The sequence below is a fragment of the Marinoscillum sp. 108 genome, from assembly GCF_902506655.1.
GTDB lineage: Bacteria > Bacteroidota > Bacteroidia > Cytophagales > Cyclobacteriaceae > Marinoscillum > Marinoscillum luteum.
The window spans coordinates 475,503-489,380 of the sequence record NZ_LR734817.1 but is presented as its reverse complement, the minus strand read 5'-3'; the positions used below and the strand labels follow the sequence as shown (position 1 = coordinate 489,380).

Sequence of the window (13,878 nt, the reverse complement as noted above, 5' to 3'; positions counted from 1 at the left end):
CTTTAGAATTATTGGTGGTCATCTGGCTGTAAATGATTGTCACTGGTTGTCATAAAAAACAAAAACCTTCCTGAATCAGGAAGGCATTTGTAATAGTATAAAGAAGTATATTTTTAATCTACAGAGACAATTCTTGTAGAGTTATGGTCTGTGAGTTCAAATACAAAGTTTTGAGAATCAAATTGGGATAGATCATACACTCGTGAGAAGTTTTTCATATCCTGATACCTCTCCTTGTATAACACCTCCTCATTAGAGTTGTAGATAGTCAGGAGCAAAGGTAGTTTTTCATTTTGTTCTACAGACAGTTCATATTTTTTGTTTTCCAGTGCTTTTACTGAAAGGGTGCTACTTTCTTTTTCAGGTAGTAGCTCTATTTTTTCACTGAATACGCCATACTGATCTGTTAGTTCCAAATAGTAGGTTCCGTTTTCGAGTTTTGAGAGATCGTATGGCTTCATAAAACCACCTTCATTCTTCACCCGATCAGTGTGGATTAGCTTACCCTCATGATCTCTGAGTCGTATTTTGACCACCGAAGATTCACTGTTTACATACAATACTTTGAATATATCACTCTTGCTGGCAATTACTCTTGCCCTGTTTTCATTTGTGCCATCCCCGGCTGCAAAGGCCACACTCATAACTGTTAGGAGTACGGCTGCTGACATTGTTAGTTTTTTCATGATTTTGGAGTTTTGACCTGTTGGTTCGATTGTTCTTGTTTTACAATACAATCATACGGGCTAATCCAGCCAAGTTTGTCACTCTTCAGTCAACGATTGTCACGAAATGTCACCGTTTTGTATATATATGTTCAGTAAAAGTAGATAAACGTTGCGAATATTGAATATGATATCGTTTGTTTTTTATTAATCTGAATATTTGATGGTTAAAAAGGGATATAAGAGGATGGGGGGCTGCTGTCAGTCCAGGGTGATGATTCCGCAAGCCACTTTGGCGTTTGGATGTGTGTGATTATGGGTGTGTGAAGGATCGCACTCGGTGATAAAATCCTCATAAGCTTCATGGATAATGATGGACAACCCAAGGATGTCTCGATGGTCCTGGCTACCCAGTCTCCAAAGATCGGTTTTGATGGTGAAAACCCCGGATCCATCATAGCCGACGCTCACATTACCCACATCGCCGGCCATGGGTTTGGCCCAGGGGATGCCTAGGCTGGTTTCATTACAGAATCGGGTGGTCATGGGTTCTCCAAGATTCCAGTGCATGCCTGGCATTTCGCAGCCACCCTGATGTAGGTGTACTGCATGAATGGTGTTGGGGGGAAAGTGCTCCAGCGCTATAGTGATGGTGACCACACTGTCTTTCTGGCTGAAAGTCGCTTGTCCATAGGGCGCTTCACCGATCAGATAGGTAGAGTCGGTGACAGAGAGCATACCATATAAATAAGCTGTCGCTGTTGTGTCAGGCTGATCTGGTGTCTGGGTATCTTCTTTGCAGCTGACGAGCAGCAAAAGTAACGTGATCAACGGGATGAATTTAATCATCGTCATCTGTGGGCTCATCATCAGAAATGTAGTCACTCATGTAGCTCACATCTGAGTATTTGCTCTCATAGTCGTCCTTGATCTCGTCTTTAAGGTTACCATCGTCATCAAAATCCTCATCGTCTTCGATGATTGCTTTGGCTTCTGCCACGGTCATGCGCACCATGTAATACCTGTCGTCGGTTTCAAAGGGCAAAGCCGATACCTTCTTACCGTCCTTATTGTAGAAATGTATCAAAGAATCGTAAAAACCATAGGGATAGGCCAGCTTGATCTGCTCCTGCAGATTCTCATCCAACTTTTCAAAGTCTTTAATTACACGTGGTTTAGAAGGTTGCATTGTTCGAATTTTGGTCGAAAGGTAATAGACGTTTTATAAAATCAAAAGTTCCCCACTTCAACATTTTTGTTTTTTTACAAAATAGAATCAGATTCATCTCAAACAAGCATTTTGTAACCTGCTCCGTGCACGGTCAGAATGTGTTTGGGGTCATTCGGGTTGAGTTCTATTTTCTGTCTTAATTTCAAAATAAAGTTATCTACCGTGCGTGTGGTGGGCTGGGTGTCATACCCCCAGACATCTTCCAGAAGCTGGTACCTGCTTACGATTTCATTCTTGTGTTGGTAGAGATAGAGAAGTACCTCGTATTCCTTATGTGACATTTTCATCTGACCCTGAGTCGTGTGCCGGGCTTCATAGTGGGTGAAGTCTACGGTGAGGCATCCAATCTGTAGCTGTTCAGGGATTGCTTCCTTTTCCGGACTGACGGCACCCGGTGCACGGCGCAATACGGCCTTCACCCTGGCAATTAATTCTCTGATGCTGAAAGGTTTGGTGATATAGTCATCCGCACCCAATTCCAGGCCCAGCACTTTGTCTATCTCTTCTCCCTTGGCTGTCAGAAAGATGATGGGGGTCACTACACCGTTTTTTCTGGCTGTTTTACACACATCAAAACCAGACATTTTGGGCATCATCACATCCAGTAAAATGAGATCAAAAAGGTCTCCGTCCAGATGATGGAGTGCTTCCACGCCATCTCGGGCCAATACTACCTCAAATTGTTCATACTCCAGATTGTCCTTTAGGCCAATCCGGAGGTTGGGTTCATCCTCAACTACTAATATTTTCGCCATGATTTTCAAGATAAAATACTAATCTAAACGTACTGCCTTTTCCGAGGGTGCTCTCCACCTCAACGTCCCCATTGTGCGCATCCATGATGTGGCTCACCAATGCCAGTCCAAGCCCGGCGCCCTGTGTGGTGTACACATTGCCGTCCGTCACCCGGTAGAACTTCTCAAAGATCTGCTTCACCTTGTCTGTGGCAATACCGATGCCCTTGTCTTCCACCTCCAGGTACACGGCATTGCCCTTTTGACCAGTTCTGAATACCAGGTTTTTTTCCTGGTCACTGTATTTGATGGCATTGTCCACCAGGTTGACCAATGCCTCATATAGGCCCTCCCGGTCCACAAGGGGTTGAGGAAGGGGTTCTGTGAGTTCACAACTATGCGTGAATCCGTTTTTTTCGATGTGATAGGCATAGTCGTGGATGACCTCCCGAAGCAGTTCATTGATGTCAGTGCGGGTGGGGGTGTAAGTGCGTTTGTTGGCTTCTATCTGCGAGAAGTTCAGGATCTTATTGACAATATTGGTCAGACGATTGGTTTCCTTGAGAATGATTTCTTCGTATTCTTTGCGCTTTGCCTGGCTGGGCACCCGATCCAAAAACAAAGTTTCGGCAAACATACTGATGAGTGAGAGCGGTGTTCGGAGTTCGTGCGAAACGTTGGACACAAAATCAGACTTGGTCTGAGCCAGGTGCATTTCCCTTCTGAAGTTTCTTACCACGAGACTGAAGCCAAAGATGAGCAGGGAAATGAGCAGGAGAGAGGAGCCGAGATTATAATACATTCGCTCTTCCACCAGTTCTTTCACTGTTTTGCTACTGGAGCTGATCCCTACTTCCAGGTCAGGAAATAGCCACATGCTTTTCCGAAGGATGACATCATTGGTGAGAGAGTCGGTCAGGTAAACGAGTTGGTTGGTGGCCGAATAACCCAGAGTGATGACCAGCTCACCCTCTGCTATTTGCTGGAGTTTTGGAGCCAGTACATTATTGGCAAAGCCTTCAATGCTGAGGAGACCCGTGAGCTGGATTTCGCCCATTTTAGTATCGAGCACTGCCCGGATGATCTGTTGGTTTTCACCATCAAGCCTAATGGTGCCTATGGGTTCTATTTTGCGGTAACCTCCAGCTTTGTACCTCAGGAGCTGCTCACTCAGTTCGGGATTGGCGGCTAGCAGGGAGTCTTGCAGTGCCAGCCAGTTTCTTGGTTTGAGTCGGTCATTTAATACCACAGCCCTGGCCTGAGAGGAATCTGCAGCTTTAAGGAGTAGCACATTGAAATTACTGAATGCCAGAAAAGGCTCGGCATCAGAGAGGGTGAGAGAGTCACTCAGGTTGTCTTCCAGTTTATTCAGAATGCTGCTGAGATTATCATCAGAAAACTGATTTACGGAAAAAATAATGGCATTGAGTTGTTCATGATACACTTTTTCAATGACCTCTTCATCTTCTGTGATGGAAGAAATCTCGTATACCGAATACACGATAATTGGCAGCAGAATGGTGCCAATGACAGTGATGATGAGCCTGTTTGCAGCGGATTTCATGGGGTCTAAAGGGCCTAAGATATAAATGTATAACTCAATGGTTGGAAATAATTGACCTTATCTTTAATTTCCTTAACGAACCAGATAACAAACCAATGGCAAACGACACTAAAGGACAAGTAGAGAAAATATTAGCTGAACTTGGCAAAAAGATTGATCAACTCATTGTAGAAACCAAAAATGCCAGTGGTGATGTGCGCGAGGATGTGGAGAAGAAGATCCAGGAGCTAAAGAAGAAAAAGGAGAAACTGGAGAAGGACTTTGAGAGCTACAAGGGAAAAAATGAAGGCAAATGGCAGGATGCCAAGTCTCATTTGTCCAGTGCCATACAGGAGTTGAAAAAGGCCATCGAGGCGATGTTCAAGGATAACTCAGCATCCAAATAATTTCTAGATTGTTTCCAGTACTTTTCGGATAAGGGAGTCCACCACTTTGTTGGGGTCTTTCGAAAACTTATTCCTGATCCTGTTGGCAATAATGGCATTCATGCTGATCATTTCATGGCCCAACAGTTTGGCCAGGGCGTAGTACCCGGCTGTTTCCATTTCGAGGTTGGTCAGCCAGAAATTACCTACATGAAAATAATTGAGCTTGTCCACCAGGTCTGGGTAACGGATGGGCACTCTGAGTGACCTGCCCTGTGGCGCATAGAATCCATGACAGGTTACGGTGTTGCCCAGTACGGTTTTGTCCCGAAACTGCTCGATGAGTTCATCGGAGCCCCGTACGCAATAGGGCAGGTAGGGCAGTCCTATTTCTTTTTGTAAGGCCTGACTCACTTCAAGCTCCAGACCCTCCATTTCCATTTGATAAAAATGAACCATCGGGTCCATACCTATCCCGTATTCACTCATCACATGACTCCCCAGTCGGATGTCGTTCTGTATACTTGCCGACGTACCGATCCTGATGATTTTCAGGCGTGTAGGGTTAGGCTTTGGCTCCCTGGTCTTCAGGTTAATATTGAATACCGCATCCAGCTCATTCATCAGGATCTCTACATTGTCCGTGCCCATTCCGGTACTGATGACGGTGAGTCTTTTGCCTTTGTAAGTGCCTGTATGCGTGATGAACTCACGTTTGTTCATTTCAAACTCTATTTTGTCGAAATGGCGCGATACACGGTGAACCCTGCTGGGGTCACCCACCGTGATGATTTTGTCAGAAACGTTCTCAGGTTTTAAGTTGAGGTGATAAATACTCCCATCCGGATTGATGATGAGATCTGTTTCAGAAAATTTGGCCATAGGGAGTATTTTTCTAAGATGTTAAGAGCTGGTACTTTTTTGGCGCTTTAGCCCTCGATATGGGTTATATCCGTTCATTTCCTTTTGGTAAAACCCGGTGCCATCATAAGGCCTCACATCCGGATTTTTAGCACACTCCTCAGAGCAGCAGCCATTGTATACACGGGCGCCCTCTTCGCTCATAGGGATGTGCTTGTTACAGTGCGGATTGGCGCAGTTGACCATTCGGTCACTGGGAACTCCCGTCACATAGCACCTGGAAATGATTTTTGGATTCACCTTATTGAGGTCTTTGACGATCCGATTGTCAAAAACATAGCATTTTCCCTCAAAATCTTCCCCTTCTGCTTCTATGCCATATTTGATAATGCCACCATGGAGCTGATGTACGTCTTTGAATCCCTGCTCCAGGAGGTATGCACTGGCTTTTTCACATTTAATACCGCCGGTGCAGTAGGTGATCACTTTTTTATCTTTGAGCGATTCCAGCTCCTTTACTTTTTCAGGAAAGTCTCTGAAATTTTCAATGTCCAGTGTAATGGCGTTTTTGAATTTGCCTACTTCGTGCTCATAGTTGGAGCGTACATCCAGAATGACCGTGTCTTCGGGCTGCTCTTTCAAGATTTTCCTGAATTCGTCCGGTTCCACATAGGCACCGGTTCGTTTGGTAGGGTCAATGTGAGGGAGGCTGGCGTGCACGATCTCGGGCTTCACTCGCACGTGCAATTTGGTGAAGGTGTGATCTGGCACAGACTCCACTTTAAACTCCACGTGGCTGAACCTCGGGTCTGATTGTACATCTTTCATGTACTGCTCACAATCCGCTCGCAAGCCAGAAACAGTGCCGTTGAGCCCTTCTGAGGCCACAATAATGCGGCCTTTAAGATTGAGTTCCAGACATTTGAGGTGATGTTGCTCTCTGAATAATTCGGGATCCTCGATCCTCGAATAGCAATAGTAAAGTAGGTTTAAGTATTCTGCTTCCATAACTGAGCCTTGTTTCGGCAAGGTGTTTGAAAAAGGAATAGTGGTTTAAAACAGCAAATTAAACGAATGAGCCTCAAAAAGGCATTATAAAAGATTATTTTGAGTCGATGACGGTGGCCGGGTTACCAAAAACGGTTTTGCCATCTGCCACATCAGCGATGACCACCGATCCTGCACCGATCCGGGCTTTTTTACCAATTTTCACTCCGGCTACAATCAGAGAGCCGCTACCAATAAAGGCTTCGTTGGCGATCTCTACTCCAGAGTTGATGGTGGTGCCTGCTCCCACTTGCACAAAATCACCCATTTTCACCTCATGCTCAATGGTGGCCCCAGTGTGAATAAGGCAATGCTGGCCAATGACCGCATTGGCACCCAGGGTCACACGGGCATTGATAAAATTACCATGTCCAATGACGGCAGAGTTGGAAATGATCGCAGCATCATGGATGGCGTTGGTGGGCATCACCTTGCGGGTGTCCATGAGCATCTTCACCTGTCTTTTGCGAAGGGCATTGTCATCCGTGGCTACAAAGGCCTCTGTTTTTTGACCAATCAGTTTGATAAAGCCGTGATCGTCTGTTTTGCCTAATACGGTCACATCATCTATCTCCTGGCCGTGCATCTCTGCGTCATCTTCCAGAAACCCATAGACAACCACGCGGTTGCTTTTGAAAATCTCTAGTGCGGCTTTGCCGATACCCTTTGCTCCGAAAATGATAACTGGTTTCTCCATAGTCCTGAAAATCAGGCTGCAAAGGTAGTGAAAAGCCTATTCTTTAGAAAGGAATCTCTTCACAGGAATGATGAGCAGAATAAAGAGCAGGAAGGGCAGGTAAGCGGCCTTGTAGCGCTCCAGTGACCCCAGGTTTGGAGATACCAGAGGTAGAAAGGTGGCCAGAGCAGCAATGTAGCCTACTGCTATCCAACTCAAAGCGGTAAATCGATAGCGATGCGAATGAAAGAGGCTGTAGAAAAATAAGAGTAGAAAAACAAGGCTTTGGATTGCTCCTACCATCAAAGGTCCCCTGACTTCCCACATGAAAGGTCTGAACAGCCCGGCAATAAAACCTTTGGGTAAGTGCTGAATCAAACTGGTGTAAGTGGGTTCCAGATCAGGGAAATGGAGGGTTTTGTCAGGATCCGAATCACTGTAAATTATCTGATGAGTATTGTACACCGCAGAGGGCAGTTGGTCAAAGTGGAGGTTTTTGTTGACCTGTGTCACCAGCGCCCCCATCAAAACAATCCAGCCCAAAGTCAAGAGTAGTTTATATGTTTTTCGGGATACCAAAGCATTCAGCACTTTGGCCCATGCCAAAACCCCCATAAACAGGGCGGCTATGGCCACCAGGTAGAATTTTAGATAAAAGAGTACCAACAACCCACTCCCGACCAGAAAGTATTCTCTCAACCGGTTGGTGGTCTGGTGCCAATAGCGGATGCAGAAGCCTGCCAGCATACACAGCGCACCGTTGACGATGGGATCTTTCAGCACACCGGAGGACCAGAACATGGCCGTGGGGAGAAAGAGAAAGGCAACAACAGCCGCTAAAAAGTACCTGGGATGATGCTGATGAATGCGAGTCACCAGATACCAGCTGCCATAAAATCCGGCAAACGAAAGATAAAGTCCACTCATCCAGTAGTTTCCACCGGTAATTAGGTACAGAATGCTCAGGATTTTAACAAAAAACTCGTTTCTGGCTTCTCCCATATAGACCGGATGTTGCGCGGTGAGGAGAGAGCGGGTATATTCTGAAAAAGAATCAATGGAGAGCTGAAAGAGGGCGGTGGCCTGCTCGTGGAAGTAAACCGTGTCGCCAGCACCTAAGTGAACCAGATAGAACCACCCAAGCGCTAGTCCACAGCACAGTCTAAAGACCAACCCGCTCCAGTAAACTAGCCGGAGGGTAGCACCGGGCTGTAGGAGATAGGCCAGTCCAGCCAGAAACAAGATGCTCAAAAGCTGAATCATTTGGGTGGGTTAAGTATAAACATCCCAATATTACACCTTAAGCATTTCTTTGGTGTACAAAACGACTGGTATTGATAGATCAGACCCTGAGTCTCTGCCCCATTGCCGGGGGTTATGCCCCGGTCTATCCACTTTTGTATGATGTGATTGGACTCAGGGGGGAGTTGCTCCAGGATGTGCTGGGCACGCTCCAGATAAATGACTTCATCCAGGTATTTGGAGTAAGCACCCAAAACAGGGGCCAGTGAATTGATAATGATGTTTTCAATGGATTTTGTGCCTATTCTCGGACTTTTGGTTGTGGGTTTTCCGAAATCGAAATGTGAGCTCCAGTAGTCCGGCAGGCTTTTTTGGAGAAAGCCAACGGCCTCTTTCCGACCTGAAATGTTCAGAAGGTTGGCCAGGAGTTGATTTTCCTGTGTAAGAAAAGCTGCAAACTGACTCAGCCTCACAGAGGGAAAATTGGCAGGTCGCATTTTGGCATGTTTCCAATGGTGCCTATCCAGCATTCGGTGGAGTTGAAACTTTTTGGCCAGGTAGCTAAACTCAGTACTCAAACTGGCCTGATACTCATCCACAGGATCCTCCAGAAAGCCTGCCATTCCGAAAATAAGGGCGTAGATCTGCTGTTCCTTGCCGGCATGTTTGCGGATGACATGATAAGGTAGGGAAGAGGCCAGCTTCAGAAAAGCTTCTGCATTGGTTTTGAATCCAAAATTTCGAGCCAACGTCTGGTAGACTGTTTCTTCCCAGTCGCCCCCTAGTTGTTCAAGCGTATCCAGCACACGCACGCTCTTCTCCTGCAGACGTGAGGCAACCGCCCGATCGATCATTGCGCTGATCTGGATCTGTGGGATATCCCCAAGTTTGGGGCCGCAGCGAATCACCTCTGGCTGGTTGATGTATCTGCGGTACTCCTGTTCCAGATTGGTGGCCACATATTGAGACATTTCCAGGGTAGGGAGGGGTTCTTCATTGATCAGAATATCACCATCATTGATCCAAACTACATGAAGGATGACGTTCTCATAGGCCCTGTCAGTTTGATGTTTGTGTCGGTTCCAGTCAGAGGACTTGTAGTGTATTTCCACAGAGCCAGACCAGGTGAGGTCATCTATTTTGATTTTGGCTTCCAGAAAATCGGGCCCAGAGTGATGATTCTGATGCCCTGTCTGGAAAACGGTCAGACTGCTTCCTTTGGAGAGAATCAGCTCCTTTGACTCGAACTTTTGAAATTTCCAGAGAAACTGCAGAAAGTATTCATCCATAGACGGGCGGTTTGATGAACCCTAATATAGTGCTATTGTGGCTTTCTTGAGCCCTTCTTAGCCAAAATGCTTCTGAAGCTCGGCGGCCATTTGTACCTGTACTTCCTGGGCAGCTTTAGCGGCTTTCTGTGCAAAATCCTCTCCGTTTCCGGCATAGATAATACCTCTGGAGGAGTTGACTATGAGCCCACACTGCCGGTTCATTCCGTACTTACAAACCTGGGAGAGACTGCCCCCCTGAGCACCTACACCAGGTATGAGTAGAAAGTGATCCGGGACAAGTGCCCGTACTCCTACCAGCGATTCGGGCCGGGTGGCACCTACCACATACATCATGTTGTTAGGGTTGCTCCAGGTGGCACTGGTGCGAATCACGCGTTCATAGAGCTTTTCACTTGAGTTTTCTATGAGCACTTCCTGAAAGTCGAAAGAACCGCTGTTGGAGGTGGCTGCCAATAAGATGACCCACTTTCTGGAATAATTGAGATAAGGTGTGACCGAGTCTTCGCCCATGTAGGGGGTTACCGTGACTGAGTCAAAATTCATGTTTTCAAAAAAAGCTTTGGCATACATGTTTGAGGTATTCCCTATGTCGCCGCGCTTGGCATCTGCGATGGTAAAGACATCATCAGGCATATACTCCATGGTTTTCTCCAAAGAGGCCAGACCTCTGCTGCCGAGGGCTTCGTAAAAGGCCAGGTTGGGCTTGTAGGCAATGGCATACGGATAGGTGGCATCTATGATCTGTTTGTTGAATTCAAAGATGGGATCTTCCGCCGCTAGTAAATGCTTAGGGATTTTTTCCAGATCTGTGTCCAGTCCTACACACAGGAAAGATTCTTTTTCCTTGATCTTGTCAAATAGTTGTTGCCGGGTCATGCCTTAGGAGAAAATTTAAGGCAATTTAAACATTATTGTGAGGGGTGAAAATGGAAATTGGCATGTATTCATGCCAATTTCTATTTAGGTTCTTATCGGAAGTCGATGACTTCCACGCCAGGGTATTTACTTTCATCGAAAGTAAAAAAGGAGTCTTTCACATCATTTTTCACCTGAAATTTTTCAATGGTGTAGATGTATTTGTTTCCTGATCGCTCCATGACGGTAAATTTCTTGAGGTCATCATTCTTGTCAATCTGGAGTCGGATCTTGTAGTAGCTTTTATCCTTGCTTACAGGATCTAGTTCCACGATTCTGGAACCATCTTTATTCACAGACATCAGTACGTATTTGAACCCGTCTTTGTACAAATCATAGATGTTGCCCAAAGTGATCTCCTCATCTTCTGGTTGGTAGGTGTTCACCGTTACCTCGTCAAGCTCTGCACTGTAGCTGTATACATCGGTGCCATTGTTATATATCTCCTGACCGGCCACTTTTAGCACGTACTTATCATCTTTTACCAGGATGTTTCCAGATATTTTATCATTGATCTCAGCGCTTTCATTGATGAGCTCTTGCGAAAAGTCAGCAGAGTAAGCGCCTATTTTTTTGTATTTGGCACTCATTGCATTGAGTACGGCCAACGCATCAGGGTCATACTGAGCCTGTGTGTTGAAGGCGAAACAGACTGCCGCTATTAGATAAATCAATTTTCTCATGTCCTTTCTTGTCTAATTATGCTTTCGCAATTTGGTTATTTTTAATGCTTTTGGTTGATGTCATTCAATAACTGTTCCAAAGCGTACTCATCCTGCACTAAAACTTCTCTGGCCTTGCTACCTTCAAAGGATCCCACGATCCCGGCGGCTTCTAATTGATCAATCAGTCTGCCGGCCCTGTTGTAGCCGAGTTTCATTTTTCTCTGAATGAGAGAGGTGCTCCCCTGCTGGTGCATGACGATCAGTCGGGCGGCATCATCAAATAGGGAATCACGCTCAGAAAGGTCCACAGAGCCTACTTCCGAGGAGCCCTCATTGTCACCAACATACTCTGGCAGGAGATAGGCATCGTCATACCCACGCTGGTCACCCACAAACTCACAAATTCCATCCACTTCCGGTGTGTCCACAAAAGCACACTGCAGACGGATAAGGTCCGATCCCATGGAGAGCAGCATATCACCTTGCCCGATCAACTGATCAGCTCCGCCTGTGTCCAGGATGGTTCTGGAGTCAATTTTAGAGGTTACCCGAAATGACAGACGGGCGGGGAAGTTGGCTTTGATGATACCTGTAATCACATTGACAGAAGGCCGTTGAGTAGCCACAATGAGGTGTATGCCTATGGCACGGGCCAGCTGCGCCAGACGTGCAATGGGGGTTTCGATTTCTTTGCCGGCAGTCATCATCAGGTCAGCCAGCTCATCGATCACCAGTACGATGTAAGGGAGGTAGCGGTGTCCTTTTTGTGGATTGAGCCTTCTCCCAACAAATTTCTTGTTGTACTCTTTTAGGTTTCTGCAGCCCGCATCTTTCAGCAGGTCGTAGCGGTGATCCATTTCCATGCAGAGCGAGTTCAGGGTGTTCACCACTTTGGTCGTATCAGTGATGATGGCTTCATCACTATCCGGAAGTTTGGCCAGGAAGTGGCGTTCCAGTTTATTGAAAAGTGTGAGTTCCACTTTCTTCGGATCCACCATCACGAACTTGAGCTGAGAGGGGTGCTTTTTGTAGATCAGCGAGGTGATGATCAGGTTGAGCCCGACAGATTTTCCCTGTCCGGTAGCTCCAGCCATGAGAAGGTGCGGCATTTTTGCCAGGTCGGTCACGAACACCTCGTTGGAAATGGTCTTACCCAAGACGATGGGCAGGTCCATGGTGCTCTTCATGAACTTCTCGGTGGTGATGACGGATTTCACATCCACCATTTCCCGGTTTTTGTTAGGCACCTCTATCCCTATGGTACCACGCCCTGGTATAGGTGCTATGATACGAATGCCAAGCGCTGCCAGACTTAGTGCAATATCATCTTCCAGGTTCTTGATTTTGGAGATTTTCACTCCCGCTTCCGGCACAATCTCATAGAGGGTAACAGTAGGACCAATGGTGGCTTTGATACTGGAAATGCCAATCTTGAAGTTGATCAGGGTCTCTACAATCTTGTCCTTATTCTGCTCCAGCTCGTCTTTGGATACCTGAACATCGCGCTGCGGATAATCAATCAGCAGCTCGGGAGTAGGGTATCGGTATTTTGGCAGGTCCAGTGTAGGGTCATAGTTTTCGGTATGATCCACGCGCACTTCATGGTCTTCCGGGATTTCTACCTCTATGCTGAATTCTTCTTCTTTTTTGGGCTTCTCTATGAGGTCTTCCGGTAGCTCAATATGAAATTCCGGTTCTTCCTTAGGGGTCGGTTTTTTGGGCTTTGGCTTGTCTTCCAATGTCCAGGTTTCTACTTCGGCCACCTCTTCATCCTCTGGCTCTTCCTCCTCTTCAGGTGGCGCAGGAGCTGGTTGCTGTGACTTTTCCTCTTTTTCTACTTCTTCTTTTACTTTTTTCAGGATGAAGTCAAGTGAGTTGTCTGTTTCGTCGGATGGCTCGTCCTCATCCTCGCTGTATTCGTCTTCAGCGTCATTCGCTATGGGTTCAGGTTTCCTGAAGATGCCAGCCGCTTTTTCTTTCAGGTTGAGCACCAGATCATCCACCACCGGCACCTGAGTGATGTCAAAGAAGTACATATTGAATACCAGAAAGAGAAAAATCAGAAAAAGGAGTGCACCCCATCCCATGAGCCCGTCAAGGATGATGGCCAGCTCAAAACCGGTGCCGCCACTAAGAAAGCCCCACTCACTCACTTCGTCTGAGCTGAGCATGAAGTAGCCAATGAAAATACTCAGCCAGAGCAGGTAGAAAAGGGAAAAGGAAAAGGCTTTGGTGAGGGAGACAATTCGTTTTTTCCAAATGATTCTATGGCCAACTAAAAAGAGGAATGGCGGGATGAGTAGCGCCGACAGCCCAAACCATAGGAAAATAAAGAAGTGTGCAGTAATGGCCCCTATGCTGCCAAACCAGTTTTGTGCCTCCTGGCCCGATTCTTTGATGTTGGTATGCAGAAATGCTTCTACCACACTCTGATCGGCCTTGCCCGTACTCAGGTAAGAGATAAAGGAAACAAACAGAAAGAAAGCCGTGAGCAACAAAAAGAAGCCAACTGCAAGATGAAGTTTGCGGTCATTCAAAAAATCCAATTTGAAATTGAATGACTTGGAAGACGACTGATTTTGTTTTTTATAGGTGTTTTGTGCCATGTGAATCGTACAAAA

At 46.3% G+C, this 13,878-nt stretch carries 14 protein-coding genes; 1 reads left to right on the top strand and 13 read right to left on the bottom strand.

Annotated elements, in window-relative coordinates; all coding sequences use genetic code 11:
• Nucleotides 1-113: 113 nt before the first annotated feature.
• The 5 genes from GV030_RS19595 to GV030_RS19575 form a co-directional block, all read right to left on the bottom strand.
• A complete protein-coding gene (locus GV030_RS19595) occupies nucleotides 114-686 on the bottom strand; it encodes a hypothetical protein (RefSeq protein WP_159585049.1) in 573 nt (190 codons plus the stop codon).
• A 240-nt stretch (nucleotides 687-926) separates the two neighbouring features.
• A complete protein-coding gene (locus GV030_RS19590; protein WP_221413414.1) occupies nucleotides 927-1,514 on the bottom strand; it encodes a superoxide dismutase family protein in 588 nt (195 codons plus the stop codon).
• Nucleotides 1,507-1,854, bottom strand: a complete 348-nt coding sequence (locus tag GV030_RS19585; protein WP_159585047.1) for a hypothetical protein — start codon at nucleotides 1,852-1,854, stop codon at nucleotides 1,507-1,509. The genes GV030_RS19590 and GV030_RS19585 overlap by 8 nt, the downstream gene beginning before the upstream one ends.
• Before the next feature lie 98 nt (nucleotides 1,855-1,952).
• Entirely contained in the window at nucleotides 1,953-2,651 is a 699-nt protein-coding gene (locus tag GV030_RS19580) for a response regulator transcription factor (RefSeq protein ID WP_159585046.1), read from the bottom strand.
• Entirely contained in the window at nucleotides 2,629-4,194 is a 1,566-nt protein-coding gene (locus GV030_RS19575) for a cell wall metabolism sensor histidine kinase WalK (protein WP_159585045.1), read from the bottom strand. The genes GV030_RS19580 and GV030_RS19575 overlap by 23 nt, the downstream gene beginning before the upstream one ends.
• A 95-nt stretch (nucleotides 4,195-4,289) precedes the next feature.
• On the opposite strand from GV030_RS19575, the gene GV030_RS19570 reads away from it, so the two are divergent.
• Nucleotides 4,290-4,580, top strand: coding sequence for a hypothetical protein (locus tag GV030_RS19570; RefSeq protein ID WP_159585044.1), 291 nt, complete (start codon nucleotides 4,290-4,292; stop codon nucleotides 4,578-4,580).
• Nucleotides 4,581-4,583: 3 nt separating this feature from the next.
• Here GV030_RS19570 and GV030_RS19565 read toward each other — a convergent pair whose 3' ends face one another.
• From GV030_RS19565 to GV030_RS19530, 8 genes are all read right to left on the bottom strand, one after another.
• Nucleotides 4,584-5,441, bottom strand: coding sequence for a nucleoside phosphorylase (locus GV030_RS19565; protein WP_159585043.1), 858 nt, complete (start codon nucleotides 5,439-5,441; stop codon nucleotides 4,584-4,586).
• 21 nt (nucleotides 5,442-5,462) lie between these two features.
• Nucleotides 5,463-6,428: a rhodanese-related sulfurtransferase gene (locus GV030_RS19560; protein WP_159585042.1), complete on the bottom strand. Its 966-nt coding sequence runs from the start codon at nucleotides 6,426-6,428 to the stop codon at nucleotides 5,463-5,465.
• 94 nt (nucleotides 6,429-6,522) lie between these two features.
• Nucleotides 6,523-7,164 carry an acetyltransferase gene (locus tag GV030_RS19555; protein ID WP_159585041.1) on the bottom strand — a complete coding sequence of 214 codons (642 nt, stop codon included), beginning with the start codon at nucleotides 7,162-7,164 and terminating at the stop codon, nucleotides 6,523-6,525.
• Between the two features lie 36 nt (nucleotides 7,165-7,200).
• Complete coding sequence (locus GV030_RS19550; protein ID WP_159585040.1) at nucleotides 7,201-8,406, bottom strand: hypothetical protein; 1,206 nt, start codon at nucleotides 8,404-8,406, stop codon at nucleotides 7,201-7,203.
• Nucleotides 8,403-9,674: a DUF2851 family protein gene (locus GV030_RS19545; RefSeq protein ID WP_159585039.1), complete on the bottom strand. Its 1,272-nt coding sequence runs from the start codon at nucleotides 9,672-9,674 to the stop codon at nucleotides 8,403-8,405. The genes GV030_RS19550 and GV030_RS19545 overlap by 4 nt, the downstream gene beginning before the upstream one ends.
• 57 nt (nucleotides 9,675-9,731) lie before the next feature.
• Nucleotides 9,732-10,553 (bottom strand): orotidine-5'-phosphate decarboxylase, encoded by an 822-nt coding sequence (gene pyrF / locus GV030_RS19540; protein WP_159585038.1) that lies wholly within the window; start codon nucleotides 10,551-10,553, stop codon nucleotides 9,732-9,734.
• A gap of 92 nt (nucleotides 10,554-10,645) precedes the next feature.
• Nucleotides 10,646-11,275, bottom strand: a complete 630-nt coding sequence (locus GV030_RS19535; RefSeq protein ID WP_159585037.1) for an outer membrane lipoprotein carrier protein LolA — start codon at nucleotides 11,273-11,275, stop codon at nucleotides 10,646-10,648.
• A 41-nt stretch (nucleotides 11,276-11,316) separates the two neighbouring features.
• Nucleotides 11,317-13,863: a DNA translocase FtsK gene (locus GV030_RS19530; RefSeq protein WP_159585036.1), complete on the bottom strand. Its 2,547-nt coding sequence runs from the start codon at nucleotides 13,861-13,863 to the stop codon at nucleotides 11,317-11,319.
• Between the last annotated feature and the right edge of the window lie 15 nt (nucleotides 13,864-13,878).